This is a genomic window from Spectribacter hydrogenoxidans (genome assembly GCF_031846275.1).
In the GTDB taxonomy this organism is placed as follows: Bacteria; Pseudomonadota; Gammaproteobacteria; order Nevskiales; family Salinisphaeraceae; genus Spectribacter; species Spectribacter hydrogenoxidans.
On the sequence record NZ_JAVRIB010000003.1, the window covers coordinates 131,791 to 151,694 of the forward strand.

Consider the following 19,904-nt stretch of genomic DNA (forward strand, 5'->3'; position numbering starts at 1 on the left):
GCCGCGTGAACATCGCCGAGTATGCCATCCCGACCGCCCGCGCTTACCCGGCCGGGGGCACCGGCAATCCGTCAGTCCGTGTCGTTTTCCAGTTCCCGCAACAGCCGTGTCAGCGACAGCCAGAAGGCCTCGTCATCGCGATAGCCGGTGATGCGCCCGAGTTCGCGGCGATCCCGGATCAGCACGAAGGTGGGCGCGACTTCGACATCGGCTTCCAGTGCCAGGTCCTCGGGCGGCGGTTCATCCAGCGGCAACCGCTGGATCGGCGCGCGGCGACCCTCCTCCGTGTTGCCGTAGATACGGCCGACGTCCCGCTCGAACTGGATGCAGGGCTGGCAGTCGGGCAGCTCGAACATCAGCAGTCGCGGCTCCGCCGCGGGGGCCGCCGACCGCCAGGCCAGACCGGTCGCCAGCACCGCCAGGCCGCCGGCGGCGGCCAGCCACGACAGGATCGGTCGCAGCCTCATGGACGGATGTAGGCGAATCCGCGCTCGTTCTGCAGGCGGGCGATTTCCGCCACCCCGGAGGCTACCACCTCGACGCCGAAGTGCAGATCGGCGGGATCGATATCAAGCGCTTCCAGGGTATTACCGCAGGCCAGGAAGCGGATGTCCTTGAAGCTCAGCGCCTCGACCAGGGCGCTGTAGTCATTGCCGTTATCGTCCTTCGCTCCGCTGCGCAGGAAATCGACACCGCCGGCCAGCGCCACCACCGCGATCTCGATACCGTCATCGGCTGCGCGATGGTTCTCCAGATTACGGATCGCCCCGGTCGCCCGGGCGCTGTCGCTGAGGTGATAGACCACGCCCGCCCGGGAGTCGGCCGCCGCGGCGACGCCACCGGCGCCGAGCAACAGTCCCGCAGGCAACAGACCACCGAGCAGGCGACGGCGGGTGGGATGGACCGGAATCGCTTTCATGACGGGGCTCCGCACGGCTGAACGTATGTTCGACCACGGCGCTGGAAAATTGACGCCGCGAAATCGACTGTGATAACAGTACGGATACTCGCACGGGTATTACAAGCAACCCGGCGCGACGATCCCGGGTGATCGAAACCCGGGCATCGTCCCGGCACCCGCCGGATGCATCGCAGGAGGAGAGATTGCATGCAGACTGCACCCAAGCCGTACTGGAATCCCTATATCGCCGGCGGCCTGCTCGGCCTCGGCCTGTTGCTGACGTTCGTGCTCACCGGGCACGGGCTGGGGGCCAGCGGCGCCACCACCGCCATCGCGGCCAAGACCAGTCAGACCGTGGCCGGCAACGCGGCCGAATCCAACGCCTACTTCGGACGCATGCTGTCCGACGGCTACAACCCGCTCAATTTCTGGATTACCTGGCAGTTGATCGGCCTCGCCGTGGGCGCATTGATCGGCGCTCTGACCGCCGGCCGCTTCCGTCTGCAGTTCGGCGGCCCGGATAAACTCGGCCGCGCCAAGCGCGGCGGTCTTGCGCTGCTCGGGGGTGTGCTCGCCGGTTTCGGGGCCCGCCTGTCGCTGGGCTGCACCAGCGGGCTGGGGCTGTCCGGCAGCGCCACCCTGGGTGTGGCCGGCTTTCTTTTCCTGATCAGTTTCTTTGCCACCGGCGCGGGCGTCGGTCTGTTCATGAAGAGGTACTGGGCATGAGCTTCACCATCGGTATGTACAGCGTGGCCACCGCACTGGTATGCGGCGCCATCTTCGGGTTCGCGCTGGAGCGGGCCGGCTTCGCCAGCGCCTGCAAGCTGACCGCCCAGTTGCGCTTCCGCGACTGGACGGTGTTCAACGTCATGTTCACCGCCATCCTGGTATGCGCCTTCGGGCTGTTCATCCTGGAGATGACCGGGTTCATCTCGAAGAACGATATCTACATCCCCTCCGCCTTCATCTACGCCACCCTGCTCGGCGGCGCGGGCGTAGGGGCCGGCATGGCCGTGGGCGGCTTCTGCCCGGGAACATCCGTGGTCGGCATTTTTTCCGGCCACATGGACGGCGTGGTGTTCTTTCTCGGCCTGATTCTGGGCACCGTGGTGTTCGCGGGCGTCTACAACGCGGTGGAGCCCATGCTGACCGCCCTGCCCGCGCCGGAAGCCCAGACGGTGCCGGAACTGCTGGGACTGCCCACGATCGTGGTCCTGCTGATGCTGACCGCCGTGGCGGCCGGCGTGGGCTACTTCACCACGCGTACACCCAAGCCGAAACAGCGCGACACCGACACCCGCGACCAGTCGGCCCAGCCCGGCAACGCGTGATCCCTTTCGTACCGATTCGAGGACATTGACAATGAAACAGTCTGGCAAGAATGCTGGCCGCCTGACGGCACAGCTCTCCGCCCTGGCCCTGGCTCTGGGCAGCATGGCGCCCATGGCCGGCTGCTCCTCGGAGCAGGGCGACGCATCCAGCACGGATTCGCAGAAGACCGCGTCGGAGAAACCCGCCAATCCCTGCGCCGGCGCGACCGGTCAGCGGCCGAGCAACCCCTGCGCGGGCGGCTGATCCGGCATTGACGGTCGCGGAAGCGGACAAGCAGCGTCGGCTGGACGCGGCGCAAACCGCAATCGACCGCATGATCATGCTGGCCCAGGATGGCGTCAGCGTGGTCTCCGCCGTGATGGGGGACACCGCCGAGCCCGGTGAGTGGACCCACTACCCGCCCAGGGACGCTCGCGATACCGCCACCGGGTACCGGTTCTTCTACCATTGCCACCGGGACATGCCGGCGGCCTGGGGCGAACACGGCCACTTCCATCTTTTTGTGCGCGCCGGCGCCGCCGACGCGGACAAACGCGAACCGTTGACGCATCTGGTCGCCCTGTCAGTGGACGCGCGCGGCCTGCCGTTGCGGGTGTTCACCACCAATCGCTGGGTGACCGACGAAATCTGGCGGCCGGCCCCCGACGTACTGGACGCGCTCGACGGCTTCCGTGTTGCCCCGACCACCTCCGAACTGCTCGCGGTGGCCGACTGGCTGGCGGCAATGACAGTATTGTTCCGGCCACAGATCGAGCGGGTCATCAAGGCCCGCGACCAGCGACTGACGGACCTGGCCAGCCGGGGGCCGCGACCCAATCTGCTCGACGACCGCCGCCTGCATGTCTTGACGTCGGAGCCTGTCTCGCTGGAAGACAGCGTGGCGGCACTGGATATCTGACAACACCCGACCACTCATGGTGAACCCGATGAAACAGCCGTTGATCACGCTTGCCGCCACCCTGCTGCTGAGTGCCTGCGCGCCCACGCAGGCGGCCACGCTGCCCGGTCCGCTGGTCGACGCCCGGTGGCTGCACGAGCACCGCGACGGTGTGACCGTCGTGGATGTCCGCAACTGGCTGGACGGTTTCACCCAGCCACCGGAGTACGGCACCACCGATGACGGCCAGCGCTACGTGACTCAGGTGGGCGGCCACATCCCCGGTGCACGATTGCTCGACTACGCCCGCGTGCGGGTCGAGCGGGACGTCCGGGGTCACAAGATCGGCGGCCGGGTCCCGGAGGCAAGCGCATTTCAGGCGCTGATGCGCAAGGCGGGCGTCGATGGCGACCGCCCCATCGTGATCACCAATCCCGGGCAGAGCACGGCCGAGATGGACGGGGCCGCGCGGGTTTACTGGACGCTGAAGTATTTCGGCGAGGACGAGGTCGCCATCCTCAACGGCGGCAACGCGGCCTGGCTGAGCGCCGGTTTCGAGGCCAGCACCGACGCCGCGGCCACCGGCGGCGGGGACTGGACGGCGGGCGAGCCCCGCCGCGAGCTGATCGCCGAATATGATGACGTGGCCGGGGCGCTCGACGACGGCACGCCACTGGTGGATGCCCGCACCGCTCAGCAGTTCCTCGGGGTTTCGAAGAAGTCCTCGGTCAGGGCCGCCGGCCATCTGCGCGGCGCCCACAACCTGCCGCTGGATCTGCGCACCCGGAGCCAGGGTCCGGCCGCGATGTTCCTGAGCACCGACGAATACCGCCAGATATTCCGCAAGACCGGCATCAGCGCCGAGCCCGGCACCATCGCCTACTGCAACACCGGTCACCTGGCATCCGGCGCCTGGTTCATCGTCAGCGAGATCCTGGACGTGGACAACGCGCGGCTTTACGACGGGTCGATGCTGGAGTGGACCACGCTGGGCGGCAAGGACGTGGTCGGTCTCAGCGACTGAAGCCGTCCGCCGTTATTCCAGAACCGCCTGCTCCATTTCCAGGTAGACGCTGTAGGCGTTGCCGCGATTGGCGGCCTCGAACGCCGGCTGGTCGGCAAAGCGCGACCAGTCGGTGCTGTCATAGGCCTGCTCGAACGGCACGAAATTCTCTACCGCCGCGCGCATTCGCTGGCGCAGAAAGCGGATGTAGTCACGGGTCAGGCGGATATCCTCGTCCAGGTCACGCGACACCCGGCCGTGGCCGGGCACCACGATCGTCGGCGCGGCGTCCTCCATCTGCTGCATCGCGGTCAGCCAGCCCCGGGTATCCCCATCCTCGACGAACGGGATGCGCCCGGCCGCGTAGATATCGCCGGCAAACATCAGCTGCTCGTCCGGCACCAGCAGCATCAGGTCGTCGCGGGCATGAGCGAAACCGGCGCTGATCAGCACGAACTCGACCCCGCCCATGCGGAATGACTTGCGCTCACCCCGCGGCAGCGCCAGCCAGCGGTCGGCCGGCACCAGCGGCGACTGATCGCCCATCCAGGGGCCCAGCATATCCCGGCGCTGGACCAGCCGGCGCTGGGCGCCATCGGAGGCCAGATAGCGACGCCCCTCGCCACGCGCCCATATCTGCGCACCGATGTCACGGAAGGCAGTCAACCCATACATGTGATCGGCATGGTAGTGGCTGACGATCACGCGGCGGATGGGCTGGTCCGTCACCTCGCGAACAGCCTTGATCATCGCCCGCCCCAGGGCCGGGGTACCCAGGGCATCGAATACCACCACGCCGTCGTCCGTGACCACGAAACCGGCATTGCTCATGAAGCCACGGTTGCCCCGGGAAACGGCGTCCAGTGCTCCGCGAAAGAACCAGGTCCGTTCGGTCAGGCGAACCGGCGTTAGGTCGATCACCGCGGACGACGAACCGCTCGCCCCCGTTTGCCAGGACGCCGCCCACACAAGGGCTCCGATGGTGGTGAACAGCAGGCGTCGCGGGGTTTGCATCGATGGCTTCGTTGTGAGATACACTAGGGGGTATGTGTACATCGAGTGGCTGTCGTTCCGCAAGCGTTGCGGCAGTCGCTGAGTAAAGCAAGACAAGGCGCATGCGACAGGCGCCGCGAGCCATGGCGAGAGGAGGCTGGAACATGGATCGAAGCAAGGTCCGAACGGGGCGCATCCGGCCGGCACCGGAGAATTTTCTCGATGCCGACAGCCTCGACGCCATCCGGCGGGGCCAGATCGACGAGGATCGCCGGTCATTCATCCGCAAGAGCTTTCTGGCCGCCACCGCGGCCATGGCGGCGCCGGCGGCGATGGCAGCCGGTGACGGCGACGAGCACATCCTGAATCTGCCGCCCTGGAGCAAGAAACTCGGCTATCCCGTGGCCCACAATCCTTACGGGCAGCCCTCCAAATACGAATCCAATCTGGTGCGCCGTACCAGTCCCGGCCTGGCGGCCACCGATCAGGCCAACGTGGCCTTCAGCCCTTTGCAAGGCATGTTCGGCATCATCACCGCCAGCGGCCTGCATTTCGAACGCCACCACCAGGGCTGGGTGGATATCGATCCCGCAAAGCACCGGCTGATGATCAACGGGCTGGTGAACAAGCCACGTGTCTACACCATGGACGATCTGATGCGCCTGCCCTCGGTGTCGCGCATCCACTTCGTCGAATGCGGCGCCAATTCCGCCATGGAATGGGGCAACGCCGCGGTGCCCACCGTGCAGTACACCCACGGCATGCTCTCGGGCAACGAATACACCGGTGTGCTGCTGTCCACCCTGCTCGAGGACGCCGGCTTCGACGAAAAGAAGGCGAAGTATCTGCTGGCCGAGGGCGCCGACGGATCCAGCATGACCCGCACCATCGACATCGAGCGGGCGCTGGACGATGCCATGGTGGCCTACGGCTCCAACGGCGAGATGCTGCGACCGGAAAACGGCTATCCCTTGCGCCTGGTGGTGCCGGGGGTCCAGGGCGTGTCCTGGGTCAAGTGGCTGCGGCGGCTTGAAGTTGGCGACCAGCCCTATGCCACCAAGGATGAAACTTCGCACTACGTCGATCTGATGCCGGACGGCATGCAGCGCCAGTACACCTCCATCCACGAGGCCAAGTCGGTGATCACCACCCCGTCCGGCGGCCAGAAGCTGCTGACCAATGGCTACTACAACGTATCCGGCCTGGCCTGGACCGGCCGCGGCCATATCAAGCGGGTGGACGTGTCCGTCGACGGCGGCCGGAACTGGCATACCGCGCGCCTGGAAGAGCCGGTGCTGCCCAAGGCGCTGACGCGCTTCAACATCGACTGGGTCTGGGAAGGCGGGCCCGCCATCCTGCAGAGCCGTGCCATCGACAGCACCGGTTTCGTGCAGCCGACCTACAGCCAGCTGCGGGACGCGCGCGGCTCACGGTCGATCTATCACAACAACGCCATCCAGTCCTGGCAGGTCGCGGAGAACGGGGAGGTGGCCAATGTGCACGTGGGTTAATCGTCTCGCGCTGCTCGGCCTGTTGGCGGCCCTGGCCGGCTGTGGCGCCGACACAGCACCAGTAGCCGAGGCGGAGGCCGCTCAAACAGGCAACGACGACCAGCCGGACATGGCGGCCACCCAACCCTCGCCCAGCCCCTGGCAGGGCAAGTACGGCGATGTGGGCCGCGCCGCCACGGCGGCCGAGATCGACGCCTGGGACATCGACGTGCGCCCCGACTTCAAGGGCCTGCCACCCGGATCGGGCTCGGTCGAGGAAGGCGAGGAAGTCTGGCTTGCCCAGTGCAGCAGCTGCCACGGCGATTTCGGCGATTCCAACGAGGTCTTCACCCCGCTGGTGCTGGGCAACGTCACCGAGGAAGACATCGAAAACGGCCGGGTGGAAGCACTCAACGATCCGGCACGGGTCCGCACCACCTTCATGAAGGTCAGTACCGTCTCGACCCTGTGGGACTACATTCATCGGGCCATGCCCTGGAACAATCCCAAGTCGCTGTCGGATGACGAGGTGTATGCGGTGCTCGCCTATCTTCTCAATCTGGCCTACATCGTCGATTACGAGTTTACGCTGTCGCACGAGAACATCGACGACATCCAGGCGAAGATGCCCAACCGCAACGGCATGACCCGCGATCACGGCCTCTGGAAAATCGACGGCGAGCCGGATACCGCCAACGTGGCCTGCATGACGGACTGTGACGACGAGGTCGAAATCCTGTCCTCTATCCCGGACTACGCCAAGGGGGCCAACGGCAATCTGGCGCAGCAGATGCGTCCCTACACCGCCACGCCCGGCATCGATACCGCCGAGGAAGCCGAAGAGGCCGGCGTGGAACCGGCATCCGCCGGCAACGAGCAGACCGCGACCGGCGACACCGCGCCCGCCCCGGCGGATGACGGCATGACCGCCGATACCGCTATGGCGCTGGCCGGCGAGTACGGCTGTACCGGCTGTCATCAGATGGACGGCAAGCTGGTGGGACCTGGTTTTGCCGCCATCAGCGACAAGTACGCCGACCGCGACGACGCCGCGGCCTATCTGGCGGACAAGATCCGCAACGGTGGCAAGGGGGTATGGGGCCAGATACCCATGCCGCCGCAATCCGAGATTCCGGATGAGGATATCGCCGCCCTGGCCGAATGGCTGGCGAGCGGCGATTCGAATTAATCTGGACTCATGAATACCGACAACGGAGTGATCAACATGGATTTCAAGCGACGAGTCATATTGAAGGCTGGCGGCGCGCTGGGCGTGCTGGCGACAGCCGGCACCTGGCCATTGCAGGCCCTCGCGAAGTTCGCCCGCCCCGAGGACGCGTTCAAGACCGAAGCCCTGGACGCCACCTTCGCGGCCCTGGGCGGCAAGCCCGAGAAAAGTGATCAGATCGATCTGGAAACCCCGGATATCGCCGAGAACGGCGCGGTGGTGCCGGTATCGGTCACGAGCAAGCTGCCCGGCACCGAACAGATCTGGCTGCTGGTGGAAAAGAACCCGAATCCCCTGGCCGGCGGCTTCATGATTCCGGACAACACGGAAGCTTTCGTGCAGACCCGCGTCAAGGTCGCGCAGACCTGCGACATCTACGCTGTGGTCAAGGCGGACGGCAAGCTCTACATGACCGCCAACGAAACCAAGGTCACGCTGGGCGGTTGCGGCGGCTGATCCCGCCACCGGCAATATACGCTCAGGCACGTCAACGATTTCAGGAGGCCACCCATGGCTGGACGCATGCGCATTCGAGCCCAGAAAAAGGGCGATAACACCGAAGTGAAGGTCCTGATGCAGCACCCGATGGAAACCGGGCTGCGCAAGGACGACGCCGGGGAAACCATTCCCGCCCACTTCATCACCCATGTCACCGCCACGGTCGGCGATCGCACCGTGATGGAAAGTCAGTGGGGCGCGGCCGTATCGCAGAACCCCTTCCTGTCATTCCGTTTCCAGGGTGCCGACAAGGGTGACAAGCTCAAGGTTGCCTGGAAGGACAACAAGGGCGAGACGGCCGAAACCACGACATCGATTCGCTGATCGATACGCCACTCGAGCCGGGAGACCGCCATGGCACGCAAGCCGAGACTACTAACCGCCCTGGCAATGCCCCTGTGCGGGCTGACCCTGTCTGCGGCATTCGCCCAGGACGACAGTACCTTCAGTGAGTACCGCGAGATGTTCGGGGACGACAACCCCGCCGTGTTCGTGATCGATGAAGGCGCCGCCATCTGGTCCGAAGCCCGCGGCCCCAACGAGGTATCGCTGGAGCAGTGCGACCTGGGCCTGGGCCCGGGCAAGATGGAAGGTGCCTACGCACAGCTGCCCCGCTACTTCGAGGATGCCGACCGGGTCATGGACCTGGAAACCCGGCTGATTCACTGCATGGTGGAACTCCAGGGCTTCGACCGGGACGAGATCACCGCCGACCCCTACTCGGGACGCGGCGAGACCGACAGCACGCTCGAAGCCCTGGCCGCCTACGTCGCCAGTGAATCGGAAGGCAAGACCATCGACATACCGCAGTCGCACCCGGCCGAGAAGCAGGCCTACACGGCCGGCGAAGCACTGTTCTGGCATCGCGCCGGGCCGTACGACTTTGCCTGCGCCACCTGCCACCGGCAGGACGACAAGCGCGTGCGGTTGCAGGACCTGCCCAACCTGACCACGGCCGAGGGCGCGCGGTCTTCCTATCCCGACTGGCCGGCCTACCGGATTTCGCAGGGCGTGGTACGGACGATGGAATGGCGCATGCGCAACTGCATGCGTCAGCAGCGGTTGCCAATGCTCAAGGTGGGCTCGGAAGCCGCCGTCAGCATCATCACCTACATGGGCGTCAACGCCAACGGCGGCACCATGGCAGCCCCCGGCCTGAAGCGTTAGGAGCGGTCGAATGCGTACTCGTCAAACAGTTCTATCCGCGCTCGCCGGCCTGACCCTGGCGCTGACCGGCTGCAGCGAGAGCGGGCCCGACACCGCATCGACCGCGGCAGATTCCGACAGCAATGGCGGCAATGCCGCGGCCGAGGATTCCACCAAAGTCGGAACCCCCGCGGTCGACGTCACCGCCATGCTCGAATCCTCGCTTGAACCGCGAAACGGCGTCGGCATGGACCGGCTGAAACAGTCCGAGATGCAGGTCACCTGCAGCGAAGTCGGCGGCGCCAGTCCCGGCGGCGAGCAGGCCGAAGCCATTCGCGCCGCCGCCAAGGCAGGTGTGACCTACCCCGAGGACGGCAACTACCTCGGCGACTGGAAAGCCGGCGAGACCATCGCCCAGACCGGCACCGGGATGCAGTACAGCGACGATCCGGACGAACCCAATGGCGGCAACTGCTACGCCTGCCACCAGCTCGACCCGGAAGAAGTCGCCTACGGCACGCTCGGCCCCTCCCTGACCAACTACGGCCAGCGCGGCACCAGCGAGCAGATGCTCACGTACACCTGGGACAAGTTGTGGAATCCGCACGCGTTCAACGCCTGCTCCCACATGCCGCGGTTCGGCGATGCCGGCATCCTCACCGAGCAGCAGCTCAAGGACGTAATGGCCTATCTGCTGGACCCCGACTCCCCGGTCAACCGCAAGCCATAGGACATTTCCATGCAGCGTCGTGAATTTCTCGGCATGCTGGCGGCGGCTGCCGCAGCCGGCCTGCCCGTCCACAACCTGCGTGCCGCGGCACGTCCCGAAAGCGGCGAGTTCTACCATGTGCCGGCAAAGGGCAATGTGCACTTCCTGCACATGACCGACACCCATGCGCAGTTGCGCCCGGTCTACTTCCGCGAACCCGCGGTCAACATCGGGCTGGGCGCCGCGCGCAACCGCCCACCGCATCTCGTGGGCCAGCATTTCCTGAACGAATTCGGCGTCGAGCCGGGCTCGATCGACGCCCACGCCATGACCTGCCTCGACTTCGCCGAGGCGGCTAACCGTTACGGCCGGGTCGGCGGCTTTTCGCATCTGGCCACGCTGGTCAGGCAGATGCGCAGCGAGCGGCCGGACGCCATGCTGCTGGACGGCGGCGACCTGTGGCAGGGCTCGGCGACCGCCCTGTGGACGAAAGGCCAGGATATGGTCGACGCCAGCCTCGAACTCGGTGTCGAGGCCATGACCGGCCACTGGGAGTTCACCCTGGGCGACGAGCGGGTGCTGGAACTGGTCGAGAATGACCTGGACGGGAAGATCGACTTCCTGGCCCAGAATGTGCGCGATTCCGGCTTCGGCGACCCGATCTTCAAGGCCTACACCATGCGCGAGATGAACGGCGTGCCGGTGGCCGTGCTCGGGCAGGCCTTTCCCTACACGCCGATCGCCAATCCCAGCTACATGATGCCGAACTGGAACTTCGGCATCCGCGAATCCGACCTGCAGGACAACATCAACGCCGCGCGCAAGGAAGGGGCGCAGGTGGTGATACTGCTGTCGCACAACGGCATGGACGTGGACCTCAAGCTGGCATCAAACGTGACCGGTCTGGACGCGATCCTGGGCGGCCACACCCACGACGCCGTGCCCCGCCCGCAGGTGGTCAAGAACGATGGCGGCGAGACGATCGTCGCCAACGGCGGCAGCAACGGCAAATTCCTGGGCGTGCTCGACTTCGACGTCGCCGACGGCAAGATCCGGGACTGGCAGTATCGCCTGCTGCCGGTGTTCGCCGACATGCTGCCGGCCGACCCCGACATGGACGCGCTGATCACGAAGATCCGCGAGCCCTACGCCGACAAACTGGCCGAAGAACTGGCGGTCACCGAGGACGTGCTCTACCGGCGCGGCAACTTCAACGGTACCTTCGACCAGTTGATTGTCGATGCCCTGATGGAGATGAAGGACGCCGACGTGGCGCTGTCCCCCGGTTTCCGCTGGGGTACCTCGCTGCTACCGGGCGATGCCATCACCATGGAACGGCTGATGGATCAGACCGCCATCACCTACCCCACCACCACGCGCAACGACATGACCGGCGAGCGCCTCAAGCTGGTGCTGGAAGACGTGGCCGACAACCTGTTCAACGTCGACCCCTACTTCCAGCAGGGCGGCGACATGGTGCGCGTGGGCGGCCTGACCTATGCCATTGCGCCGACCGCCGAAATGGGCAAGCGCATCCGCGACATGCGCATCGACGGCGAGCCGGTGCAGGCCGACCGGACCTACCGGGTAGCCGGCTGGGCCTCGGTCAACGACATTCCCGAAGGCGAGCCGATCTGGGACGTGGTGGGGGACTGGCTGCGGGACAAGAAGACCATCACCGAGCGCGAACCCAATCGGCCGCGGATTATCGGCCTGGAGGGCAACAAGGGCATCGTTTGACCGCCTCTCCCCGTGCGGCGGCCGACAGGCCGCCACCCGGCTTTCCGGGTGGCGGCTTTTTTACGCGTGGTCGACGCGCCTATTCCTCGCCGCCGTTGGCCACGCTGGTGAGCAGATCGTCAATCGCACCCGGGCTGCTGATGATCTTGCCGAAGGTCAGCATGGTCAGGTCCGGATGCCAGATCGCCATGCGAAAGCGCATGTGCAAAGCCTCCGCCTTGTTGCCGGTCACGAGGATCTGATACGGCAGATAGGCGGTGGTCTTGGTGTTGAACTTCTCGTCCACCACATCCCGCAGAATCTTCGCGTCATTGGCATTGTCGTCCGACGCGTTGGCCCGCGACACCCCGAACAACGTCTGCTGGGCATCGGGAATATCGACGCGATAAACCAGATCAACCCCGCCGATGTTGGCCTTGATGTTCTTCTCCACCGTGGCCACGGCAGTTTCGTGGCTGTCGAACTCAGCCAGTTCGTACGGGTCGTCGAAGTATTCCATGCCGAACATGTAGTGGTACTCGCGCAGGTCTTCCGCCGTTCTCTCCTCGTCGGTACCGAACAGCTTGCCCGCGCCCACCGATTTCTTGAGCTGGGCCGCCACATCGGCCAGATCCGCATCCATGCGGTAGGCAGCCGCCATGTATTCGGGGTTCAGGTACACCACCTGCGAATAATCGCCCACCCGGGTCACGCTGGCATGCAGCACTGCCCCGTAACCGCCCTTGGCCCCGCTGGCGGCGGCCGCCGACTGCAGCGCCGGCGAGGTGAATCCGATCACGTGCGCGTTCTCATAGGGGCTGTACTCCCCCACGATCTCGAAGTCGCCGTTCTCGAGCTTGTTCCTGACCCGCTTGACCTCGTCTTCCACCGAGGTCTTGTCGCCATAGGCCAGCACATAGGGCTGCAGCCCCTGGGCCAGCACCTGGCCACTGCCCAGCAGGCCCAGGCCCGTCATCAGAATGATCATCAAGCGTTTCATGTCTCTCCTCCCTTTGCACCATTGCCATGCTGCCGGCATTCGCGGCAAACCTCACGCGACACCGCAGCCATTATTACCCCCGCCTGTATATATCGAGGGAATGCATCGGCCAGCGTTTACGCTGCCGGAAGCCCAAGCCGACGCTATACCGGTAGGGGTACAATGCCACGAATTTATGATACTGTTAATCGACCGATAAATATCCCCGATCGAAGTCGATTCTCCGGACGTCGATACGCGGTAAATCAAGACAGGGTAACCCCGTCACGACGGGACTCGAGTGTACTTTCAGACCCGGATCGAAGCGGGCGACACGCGAACAATCAATGCAGGAGAGGTGCGATGAGGGAGACATACCAACGGGGATTCCAGGGCGCCATTCTGGCGATGGGCCTGATGACCACCGGCAGCGCGCTGGCCACCAACGGCTACTTCGCCCACGGCTACAGTGCCCAGCAACGCGGCATGGCCGGCGCCGGTACCGCGCTGGGTTCCGATGCTTTTGTTGGGTCAATCAATCCGGCCCTGCTTACCCGCGTGGGCGACCGGATGGATTTCAATTTCAGCCTGTTCAGCCCGATGCGGGACTTCACGGTCAAGAACGAACCGGACATCACGCCGGTCTCGGGTTCCGGCCTGTTCCAGATCAACCGACTGGACGAGGACGGCCGCCCCATGGACGAGGTGCGCAGCAAGCACGAGCTGTTCCCGATTCCGGGCATGGCGTTTTCCTGGCGCATCGACGACAAGTCCGTCTGGGGCATTACGGTCTACGGTAATGGCGGGCTGAATACGGAGTACGACCGCGGCCGGGCCACGTTCGCGGCCGGCGACGCCGCCCAGATCCTGCCGCTGCAGGAAACCTGTGAAGGCTCGTTCGGCGGCGGCGCCAATGTGGGGTCGCCCGGTGTGTTCGGACTCTGCGGCGGCGAGCAGTCCGACCCGGGCGTGGACCTGATCCAGCTGTTCGTGGTGCCCACCTACGCCCGCGAATTCGGCGACCGGCTCAGCCTGGGCATTTCGCCCATCTTCGTCGCTCAGCGTTTCCAGTCCTGGGGGCTGCAGGCGTTCGCGCGTTTTTCGGAGAACCCGGATCGGGTTACCAACAATGGCACCGAATTTTCCTTCGGCGGCGGTGCCCGGGTCGGCATGACCTACGAGCTGGCCTCCTGGCTGCGATTCGGCGCGTCGTATCAGAGCCACATCGAGATGACGAACTTCGACGAGTACCGCGGGCTGTTCCAGAAGGATGGCGCGTTCGACATCCCGTCCACGTGGAATGTCGGCATCGCGCTGATTCCCTCGCACAACCACCGCATCGCCATCGACTACCAGCGGATCAACTTCAACGAGGTGTCCTCGGTAGGTGACGATCTAAACCCCAACCAGTTCGTCAACGGCTGCGCCCGCCCGATCCTGCTGGGCGGACCGGTTGATTTCGACACCTGCCTCGGCGGTGAGAACGGCCCCGGCTTCGGCTGGCATGACGTGACCACCTACAAGTTCGGCTATGAATACCAGCGCGGTGACTTCACCTACCGGGTCGGCTATAGCAATAACACTCAGCCGATCCAGAGTTCCGAAGTGCTGTTCAACATCCTTGCCCCGGCGGTGCCGGAGCATCACTACACCGCCGGCCTGACCTGGCAGTACAGCAATCGCATCGGGTTCGACTTCGCCGTGATGTACGCGGCCGACAACACCGTGACCGGCAAGAATCCGTTGAGCAACGTTGAGGGCGGCGCCCTGTCACTGCTCAATGGCGGCCCGAACTTCGGTACTGACCCGAACGACCAGGATATTGAATTGTCCATGTACCAGGTGGAGCTCACCTTCGGCGTGAACTTCCGGTACGACTGACCTCAGACCAACCGGCCCGGCCACCACGGCCCGGCCGAAACGATTCCTCCGTGCTCGCTGTCGGGCGGTTCGCCGCTCGACAGCTCTTTTTGCGTATCACAGCGTATGCCGCTCATCTAACCCTTAGGCTATTGACAAGTACCGAGATTGTACTCAAAGACATTGCCACGGCAGCCATAACCGGGGCAATGAATCCAATGATAGCCGCCGGCAGCAGCACCGCGTTATAGACCATCGCCCAAGCCAACCCATGGCGAAGAATAGCCGATGAGTGGCGAATCAGCGCCAACGCGTCGCGGATCGAAGTCGCCTCCATGCGTACCAAGCCAATCGCGGCAGCGCTCAGCGCGAGGTCACTGGCGCGAGTCACGGCGATGCCGACATCGGCGGAGGCAAGCGCGGGGCCATCATTGATACCGTCGCCGACAAACGCAACTCTGCGACCGCGCTCGCGCGACTCTTCAATCAGTCGCTGCTTCCCGGCCGGTGATAGCTCAGCCACATGATCGATGTCCAACTCGCGGGCCACAACACGGGTCGCGCTCTCGCTATCACCACTAGCAATCGAGACCCGATAACCGACCGCTTTCAAGCACTCGATCATCGCGCGAGCATCCGGGCGCAGTTGATCTGAGAAATGGAGCATGCCGGCTATGCTCCCGCCGACTACCACCGCCACGCAGGTCTGCCCACCCTCCGTGCCGATAGCAATATCGGGTGCTGCCCAGTCCGGGCGACCGACCCGCACTTCACGACCCCAATCATCCGTTATGCGCACACCATAACCAGCAACCTGCTCGGCCGGTCTCGACGGCGCCGGAACTATACCGGCCGCTTCGCCAATCGCTCGGGCCAGTGGGTGAGTGGCACCATACTCGGCTTGCGCGGCAATACTGAGTATTGCCTCCCGTGTCCAAGCTTCGTACACCTCCACATGGGTAAGCACCGGCTGACCGAGAGTCAGGGTCCCTGTCTTGTCGAAGACGATTTCGTCGATATCCCGGCCGGTCTCTATGATTGCCGGGTCGCGGATAATCATTCCACGACGGCTCGCAAGCGCCGTGGTACGTGCAATCACCAACGGCACCGCCAGGGAAAGCGCGCAAGGACATGTCACGATCAGGACCGCCAATCCGTGACTAAATGCCTCGCCCAGACCGGTCTCCAGATCGCCAATCCCCAGACCCACGGCCAACAGTGCGGCTATCAAAAGGGTCGGCAATAACCAGCCCGCGATACGGTCGGCCAAAGCCGCCAGGCTGCCTTTCCGGGCAAGCATGGCGCGTACTTCCCGCGCCATGCCATCGATCTCGCGTTGGCCGTCTATGCCGGTGACCCGTACTTCCAGGCCCGCATCAAGCACCAGCACACCCGCCCCGACCACATCTCCTGGCGACATCAATTCCGGCAACGATTCGCCAGTAACGAGGCTTCTATCCACCCGGGCGCGGCCCGTGACGACGCAACCATCCACCGGCGAACGCTCGCCCGCTCGTACCACGATGCGGTCACCGCGCACCAGCGAACGGGGCGAAACATCGATCCATCCGTTTTCGCTCAGCTTGTGCGCCGCCGCCGGCAACAATCGCATGAGTGACCGGACCGCGTCCCCTGCACGTCGGCGCACCACGAAATCCGTGAGTCGTGCAATCAGCTGGAATGTCACGAGCATTACCGCGGCATCCAGATAAACGCGTGGTTCCCCACGGACTAGATTGAATAAAGATACGGCCACCGCGGCCAGTACCGCGGTGCTGATCAGGGTTTCCATGCCGGGCGCCCGGGAGCGAAGGCTCCGCCATCCGAGCTGGTAAAACGGCCAGCCTGCATAAACGATCACTGGCAGGGACAGGATGAGTGCAGCCCAGGACAGCGCCGATGCTAACCAGGCGGGTGAAAGCGCCGGTTCCAGGTACGCCGGAAGGCTGGCCATCATCGTCCAGAGCGCGAAGAATGCGGACACCGCGAGACGAATGCGTGCCTTCTTGAAAAATGCGTCACGCTCCCGTGCGCTGCCTTCACTGTCCAGGGGTCGTAGTTCGTAGCCGAGGCGTCTTACCTTCCGGCTCAACCCCGCCTCGTCGAGGCCACCGGGGTGGAACCAGACCACTGCCAGGTCACCGACAAACGACACCGCTGCCCGCTGTACACCGGGAAACGCGGCGATGCTGCGCTCAACTGTTGCCGCGCAGCCACTGCAGAACATGCCTCCCACCACGAACTGGGCAAATGCAGTATCCCGGCTGTCGATTGCGGAGCCTTCGGTATCGCGGGTCAAGGCTGAGCGACGTTGGCCCGCAAGCCGTCCCCTCCATTCCAGGCACCGCGGCCCGCGGGAAAGCGATCACGTTGCTCACGCACGAACGAGCCATCTACCGGGGGCGAGTCATTACCCCAGTCATTCCGGATATAGCTGACAACCGCCGCGATCTCGGCATCTGAGAGTTGCTTGCCAAACGCCGGCATCACGCCGTTATACGTCTCACCAGCAACTTCGATCTCACCATCGACGCCATGTAGCAGAATCTGCACCGGAAGTGCCGCATCCCCCGTTACCCATCGCGAAGCCGCCAAAGGCGGAAACGCACCCGATACACCCCGACCGTTGCCTTGATGGCAGGACGCGCAATTTCCTGCGTAGACAGTGGCCCCACTGACCTCATCCGAGGCAGATGCCGGCACTCTGGCCGATCGCTGATCACCAGCATCGACCGGAAAGCCGGTATTGAGGAAGAAATATCCGAAACCCCATATCACGAACAGCACGGACACAACCGCCATGAACCTGGGTAGCGGATTGCTTTGCTCACCCGGGTCCTGCCGCTCGCGTTCCTGGGCTTCCCGGTCATGCTGCTGACTCATGGCGCTTTCTCCGCGTCAGCACCTTCCGCAGAAGCTTGCGGGATGGCTTCGGTCTCGTAGGTGCGATCAAGCTCTAGTAGGTACTGCACCAGGTCCATCGCATCTTGGGTCGCAATCACGTGGCCAGCTTCCGGCCTGAAATCCGGTGGAAGATTCACTTCCCGATCCTGATTCAGCACGACATCAGTGGTTTCGAACAGGAACCGGAAGGCCGGCATCGTACTGTCCGGTATCAAGGCTCGCGGGTTGTACAAGTGGGTCAGGTGCCAATCGACGCTGGGTTGGCGTGCGCCGATATTGAGCAGATCAGGGCCGGTGCGCATGGTGCCCAGCAAGTGAGGCTGGTCATATGCGTAATCCGGCGGCACTGAAGGTCGGCCCCAACCTCGTTGCCCATCAGGCGCAAGGCCCGGATCTCGCGGCTGTTGGCTGTGGCAGTACTGACAACCCATGGAAATGTAGACTTCGCGGCCGCGCTCGGCTGCCGGCGAATACGGCTCCAGGGCCTCCGGCACATTCCGCGACGACTGCAACTGTACTGCAGGCATGACAACTATCAGCAGCGTGGCAAATAACAAGATTAGTGCCGATCCAGCCGCAATTCCCAATACCCGTGTCATGTCGCTTCTCCCGACTGCAATCGCCGCCACAATAGGCTCGGCCCCTGGCGCTCGGGGCCCTGACGCAGCAAGGCAATGAAGAAGTGAGTGGCAAATATCAGGTGGCCGAGCGTCATCAACGTCCCGCCAACAGAGCGCGCCTCAAGGTAAGGTAATGTCAACGTGACCGACTCCATGAAAGAACGAGCCGGGTCCAGCATCGCCAGTCCCTGTAACCACCCACCGACGCTGAGCGGCCAGAAATAGATGCCAAAACCGATAAACACCAGCCAGAAATGGGCCGAAATTGCCCAAGCGTAGGGCCACTCCCAGCCCATCAGGCGCGGCATCACGAAGTAGATGGAACCGAACAGAATGAATGAAAGGAAACCGTATACGCCCATGTGAGCATGGGCTACGGTGTAGTGGGTGAAGTGCGTAACCACATTGACGCTGCGCAAGGCTTCAAGCGAGCCCTGCACCGACGCGAAGGTATACATCATGGCGCCGAGCGTGACGAAGCGCAGCGTCGGGGAATACAGCAGTAGACGGAAATGACCAGCCACGGTCATGTGGTGATTGATGGCAACCGCTAACACGGGGATAAACATCATCACGCTCTGCACTATCGACAGCGTCACCAGCCAGGTCGGCACGGGACCACCGATCAGATGATGCATACCGACCTGGCTATAGAACAACGCCAACGCCCAGAATCCGAGCAACGACAAGGAGTAGGAGTAAACAGGCGCGCCCACGATCTTGGGTATGAAGTAATAGGCAGCTGCCAGCCCTAGCGGTGTCATCCATAGGCCGAGTACGTTGTGTGCAAACCACCAGTTCATAGCGGCCTGCTCCACACCGGAGAACAATCCCGGAATGTTCCCGGTAATGAACAGCATCGGAAACCAGACGAGCGCCGCCACCAGATACCAACTACTGACATAGAGATGGTGCACTCGACGTTTGAGCAAGGTGAGCAGCAATGGAACCGCCGCCAGCGCACCACCCAGCACCAGTAGAATGTCGATCTGCCAGGGGAATTCCAGCCATTCCAGGCCGTCGCTATGTCCGGCCAGAATCGCAACCGTTCCGGCCACCATACCTAGGTTCCAGAACACGGCTCCGGCTGTGGCATAGACCCCGCCTACCAGTGCCTCCTTGAATAGCCTCGGGATCAGCCAGAGACCGACACCCACTCCAGCCATCGAGGCCCAGCCATAAGCCACCACGTTGAGATGGGCCGGGCGCACACGGCCGAAGGTCAACACCGCTTCATTAGCCAGCAGTTCGGGCAAATGCAGCTTCAGCGAGGCCAGCAGACCGAACAGCGAACCCAGCAGCAACCAGAGCACCGACGATGCCGTCCAGGCCAACACCGGAACACGGGAACTCCGGTCCGCCTCGATGCGGAATTCGAGTTCGTCGGTATCGGGCTGATGCTGGCCGGCATCACGCTGGGCCTGCATCGCCTGCCGCGCATCTGATGAAAGCGCCGGGTCCTCGACCACGCCCTCCTCGCCTTCCGCGAAAATCGTGCGCGCCGCACTCTGGGCGGTAGCGAACTGATCATTGGCCAGCGCCCAGATCAACAGGAATAACCCCCCGATGGAGATCAGGAAAGTCATGGCCAGAAGAAAAGCAAGTGCCGGATTCATGATTGTGGTCCCTCGATTCAACCATCGCT

General features: G+C 64.0%; 21 protein-coding genes. 13 read left to right on the plus strand and 8 right to left on the minus strand.

What is annotated here, in order from left to right:
- Nucleotides 1-71: 71 nt before the first annotated feature.
- Both RM532_RS03785 and RM532_RS03790 read right to left on the minus strand, forming a co-directional pair.
- The gene (locus RM532_RS03785) at nucleotides 72-467 is read right to left on the minus strand and encodes a thioredoxin family protein (protein WP_311651812.1); all 396 of its coding nucleotides are present in this window, start codon (nucleotides 465-467) and stop codon (nucleotides 72-74) included.
- Nucleotides 464-919, minus strand: a complete 456-nt coding sequence (locus RM532_RS03790; protein ID WP_311651813.1) for a DsrE family protein — start codon at nucleotides 917-919, stop codon at nucleotides 464-466. Before RM532_RS03790 ends, RM532_RS03785 begins: the two co-directional genes overlap by 4 nt.
- A 189-nt stretch (nucleotides 920-1,108) precedes the next feature.
- Here RM532_RS03790 and RM532_RS03795 point away from each other — a divergent pair, with 189 nt between their 5' ends.
- The 5 genes from RM532_RS03795 to RM532_RS03815 are packed head-to-tail and all read left to right on the plus strand — an operon-like array spanning nucleotide 1,109 to nucleotide 4,134.
- The gene (locus RM532_RS03795; RefSeq protein WP_311651814.1) at nucleotides 1,109-1,627 is read left to right on the plus strand and encodes a YeeE/YedE thiosulfate transporter family protein; all 519 of its coding nucleotides are present in this window, start codon (nucleotides 1,109-1,111) and stop codon (nucleotides 1,625-1,627) included.
- Nucleotides 1,624-2,232: a YeeE/YedE thiosulfate transporter family protein gene (locus RM532_RS03800; RefSeq protein ID WP_311651815.1), complete on the plus strand. Its 609-nt coding sequence runs from the start codon at nucleotides 1,624-1,626 to the stop codon at nucleotides 2,230-2,232. The genes RM532_RS03795 and RM532_RS03800 overlap by 4 nt, the downstream gene beginning before the upstream one ends.
- Before the next feature lie 31 nt (nucleotides 2,233-2,263).
- A complete protein-coding gene (locus tag RM532_RS03805; RefSeq protein WP_311651816.1) occupies nucleotides 2,264-2,476 on the plus strand; it encodes a hypothetical protein in 213 nt (70 codons plus the stop codon).
- Nucleotides 2,477-2,483: 7 nt separating this feature from the next.
- Complete coding sequence (locus RM532_RS03810) at nucleotides 2,484-3,131, plus strand: DUF6969 family protein (RefSeq protein WP_311651817.1); 648 nt, start codon at nucleotides 2,484-2,486, stop codon at nucleotides 3,129-3,131.
- Nucleotides 3,132-3,159: 28 nt separating this feature from the next.
- Nucleotides 3,160-4,134, plus strand: coding sequence for a sulfurtransferase (locus RM532_RS03815; protein WP_311651818.1), 975 nt, complete (start codon nucleotides 3,160-3,162; stop codon nucleotides 4,132-4,134).
- Nucleotides 4,135-4,146: 12 nt separating this feature from the next.
- Here RM532_RS03815 and RM532_RS03820 read toward each other — a convergent pair whose 3' ends face one another.
- Entirely contained in the window at nucleotides 4,147-5,127 is a 981-nt protein-coding gene (locus tag RM532_RS03820) for an MBL fold metallo-hydrolase (protein ID WP_311651819.1), read from the minus strand.
- 143 nt (nucleotides 5,128-5,270) lie between these two features.
- On the opposite strand from RM532_RS03820, the gene soxC reads away from it, so the two are divergent.
- From soxC to soxB, 7 genes are read left to right on the plus strand one after another with little or no spacing between them, the layout of a single operon-like run.
- Nucleotides 5,271-6,617, plus strand: a complete 1,347-nt coding sequence (gene soxC, locus RM532_RS03825) for a sulfite dehydrogenase (RefSeq protein WP_311651820.1) — start codon at nucleotides 5,271-5,273, stop codon at nucleotides 6,615-6,617.
- Entirely contained in the window at nucleotides 6,601-7,785 is a 1,185-nt protein-coding gene (locus RM532_RS03830) for a c-type cytochrome (protein ID WP_311651821.1), read from the plus strand. Before soxC ends, RM532_RS03830 begins: the two co-directional genes overlap by 17 nt.
- 9 nt (nucleotides 7,786-7,794) lie before the next feature.
- A complete protein-coding gene (gene soxY / locus RM532_RS03835; protein ID WP_311651823.1) occupies nucleotides 7,795-8,280 on the plus strand; it encodes a thiosulfate oxidation carrier protein SoxY in 486 nt (161 codons plus the stop codon).
- A 54-nt stretch (nucleotides 8,281-8,334) separates the two neighbouring features.
- The gene (gene soxZ / locus RM532_RS03840; RefSeq protein ID WP_311651824.1) at nucleotides 8,335-8,646 is read left to right on the plus strand and encodes a thiosulfate oxidation carrier complex protein SoxZ; all 312 of its coding nucleotides are present in this window, start codon (nucleotides 8,335-8,337) and stop codon (nucleotides 8,644-8,646) included.
- Between the two features lie 30 nt (nucleotides 8,647-8,676).
- Nucleotides 8,677-9,489, plus strand: coding sequence for a sulfur oxidation c-type cytochrome SoxA (soxA, locus tag RM532_RS03845; protein WP_311651825.1), 813 nt, complete (start codon nucleotides 8,677-8,679; stop codon nucleotides 9,487-9,489).
- Nucleotides 9,490-9,499: 10 nt separating this feature from the next.
- A complete protein-coding gene (soxX, locus tag RM532_RS03850) occupies nucleotides 9,500-10,198 on the plus strand; it encodes a sulfur oxidation c-type cytochrome SoxX (protein WP_311651826.1) in 699 nt (232 codons plus the stop codon).
- A 9-nt stretch (nucleotides 10,199-10,207) separates the two neighbouring features.
- Complete coding sequence (gene soxB, locus RM532_RS03855; protein WP_311651827.1) at nucleotides 10,208-11,917, plus strand: thiosulfohydrolase SoxB; 1,710 nt, start codon at nucleotides 10,208-10,210, stop codon at nucleotides 11,915-11,917.
- A 79-nt stretch (nucleotides 11,918-11,996) separates the two neighbouring features.
- Here the strand turns inward: soxB and RM532_RS03860 are convergent, their stop codons facing one another.
- Nucleotides 11,997-12,896, minus strand: a complete 900-nt coding sequence (locus tag RM532_RS03860) for a hypothetical protein (RefSeq protein WP_311651828.1) — start codon at nucleotides 12,894-12,896, stop codon at nucleotides 11,997-11,999.
- Between the two features lie 342 nt (nucleotides 12,897-13,238).
- Between RM532_RS03860 and RM532_RS03865 the strand changes: the two genes are divergently transcribed.
- Complete coding sequence (locus tag RM532_RS03865; RefSeq protein WP_311651829.1) at nucleotides 13,239-14,756, plus strand: OmpP1/FadL family transporter; 1,518 nt, start codon at nucleotides 13,239-13,241, stop codon at nucleotides 14,754-14,756.
- Between the two features lie 112 nt (nucleotides 14,757-14,868).
- Here RM532_RS03865 and RM532_RS03870 read toward each other — a convergent pair whose 3' ends face one another.
- Genes RM532_RS03870 through RM532_RS03885 form a run of 4 tightly spaced genes read right to left on the minus strand, consistent with a single transcriptional unit; the run spans nucleotide 14,869 to nucleotide 19,875 of the window.
- Entirely contained in the window at nucleotides 14,869-17,034 is a 2,166-nt protein-coding gene (locus tag RM532_RS03870; RefSeq protein WP_311651830.1) for a heavy metal translocating P-type ATPase, read from the minus strand.
- Nucleotides 17,031-17,618 (minus strand): c-type cytochrome, encoded by a 588-nt coding sequence (locus RM532_RS03875; protein ID WP_311651832.1) that lies wholly within the window; start codon nucleotides 17,616-17,618, stop codon nucleotides 17,031-17,033. The genes RM532_RS03870 and RM532_RS03875 overlap by 4 nt, the downstream gene beginning before the upstream one ends.
- Nucleotides 17,615-18,238: a cbb3-type cytochrome c oxidase subunit II gene (locus RM532_RS03880; RefSeq protein WP_311651834.1), complete on the minus strand. Its 624-nt coding sequence runs from the start codon at nucleotides 18,236-18,238 to the stop codon at nucleotides 17,615-17,617. Before RM532_RS03880 ends, RM532_RS03875 begins: the two co-directional genes overlap by 4 nt.
- Nucleotides 18,235-19,875 carry a cbb3-type cytochrome c oxidase subunit I gene (locus RM532_RS03885; RefSeq protein ID WP_311651835.1) on the minus strand — a complete coding sequence of 547 codons (1,641 nt, stop codon included), beginning with the start codon at nucleotides 19,873-19,875 and terminating at the stop codon, nucleotides 18,235-18,237. The genes RM532_RS03880 and RM532_RS03885 overlap by 4 nt, the downstream gene beginning before the upstream one ends.
- Between the last annotated feature and the right edge of the window lie 29 nt (nucleotides 19,876-19,904).

Excerpts from the sequence above, each read along its gene's own strand:
- RM532_RS03785 (WP_311651812.1), bottom strand. The coding sequence starts at position 467 with ATGAGGCTGCGACCGATCCTGTCGTGGCTGGCCGCCGCCGGCGGCCTG.
- RM532_RS03790 (WP_311651813.1), bottom strand. The coding sequence starts at position 919 with ATGAAAGCGATTCCGGTCCATCCCACCCGCCGTCGCCTGCTCGGTGGT.
- RM532_RS03795 (WP_311651814.1), top strand. The coding sequence starts at position 1,109 with ATGCAGACTGCACCCAAGCCGTACTGGAATCCCTATATCGCCGGCGGC.
- RM532_RS03800 (WP_311651815.1), top strand. The coding sequence starts at position 1,624 with ATGAGCTTCACCATCGGTATGTACAGCGTGGCCACCGCACTGGTATGC.
- RM532_RS03805 (WP_311651816.1), top strand. The coding sequence starts at position 2,264 with ATGAAACAGTCTGGCAAGAATGCTGGCCGCCTGACGGCACAGCTCTCC.
- RM532_RS03815 (WP_311651818.1), top strand. The coding sequence starts at position 3,160 with ATGAAACAGCCGTTGATCACGCTTGCCGCCACCCTGCTGCTGAGTGCC.
- RM532_RS03820 (WP_311651819.1), bottom strand. The coding sequence starts at position 5,127 with ATGCAAACCCCGCGACGCCTGCTGTTCACCACCATCGGAGCCCTTGTG.
- soxC (WP_311651820.1), top strand. The coding sequence starts at position 5,271 with ATGGATCGAAGCAAGGTCCGAACGGGGCGCATCCGGCCGGCACCGGAG.
- RM532_RS03830 (WP_311651821.1), top strand. The coding sequence starts at position 6,601 with ATGTGCACGTGGGTTAATCGTCTCGCGCTGCTCGGCCTGTTGGCGGCC.
- soxY (WP_311651823.1), top strand. The coding sequence starts at position 7,795 with ATGAATACCGACAACGGAGTGATCAACATGGATTTCAAGCGACGAGTC.
- soxZ (WP_311651824.1), top strand. The coding sequence starts at position 8,335 with ATGGCTGGACGCATGCGCATTCGAGCCCAGAAAAAGGGCGATAACACC.
- soxA (WP_311651825.1), top strand. The coding sequence starts at position 8,677 with ATGGCACGCAAGCCGAGACTACTAACCGCCCTGGCAATGCCCCTGTGC.
- soxX (WP_311651826.1), top strand. The coding sequence starts at position 9,500 with ATGCGTACTCGTCAAACAGTTCTATCCGCGCTCGCCGGCCTGACCCTG.
- soxB (WP_311651827.1), top strand. The coding sequence starts at position 10,208 with ATGCAGCGTCGTGAATTTCTCGGCATGCTGGCGGCGGCTGCCGCAGCC.
- RM532_RS03860 (WP_311651828.1), bottom strand. The coding sequence starts at position 12,896 with ATGAAACGCTTGATGATCATTCTGATGACGGGCCTGGGCCTGCTGGGC.
- RM532_RS03865 (WP_311651829.1), top strand. The coding sequence starts at position 13,239 with ATGAGGGAGACATACCAACGGGGATTCCAGGGCGCCATTCTGGCGATG.
- RM532_RS03875 (WP_311651832.1), bottom strand. The coding sequence starts at position 17,618 with ATGAGTCAGCAGCATGACCGGGAAGCCCAGGAACGCGAGCGGCAGGAC.
- RM532_RS03880 (WP_311651834.1), bottom strand. The coding sequence starts at position 18,238 with ATGACACGGGTATTGGGAATTGCGGCTGGATCGGCACTAATCTTGTTA.
- RM532_RS03885 (WP_311651835.1), bottom strand. The coding sequence starts at position 19,875 with ATGAATCCGGCACTTGCTTTTCTTCTGGCCATGACTTTCCTGATCTCC.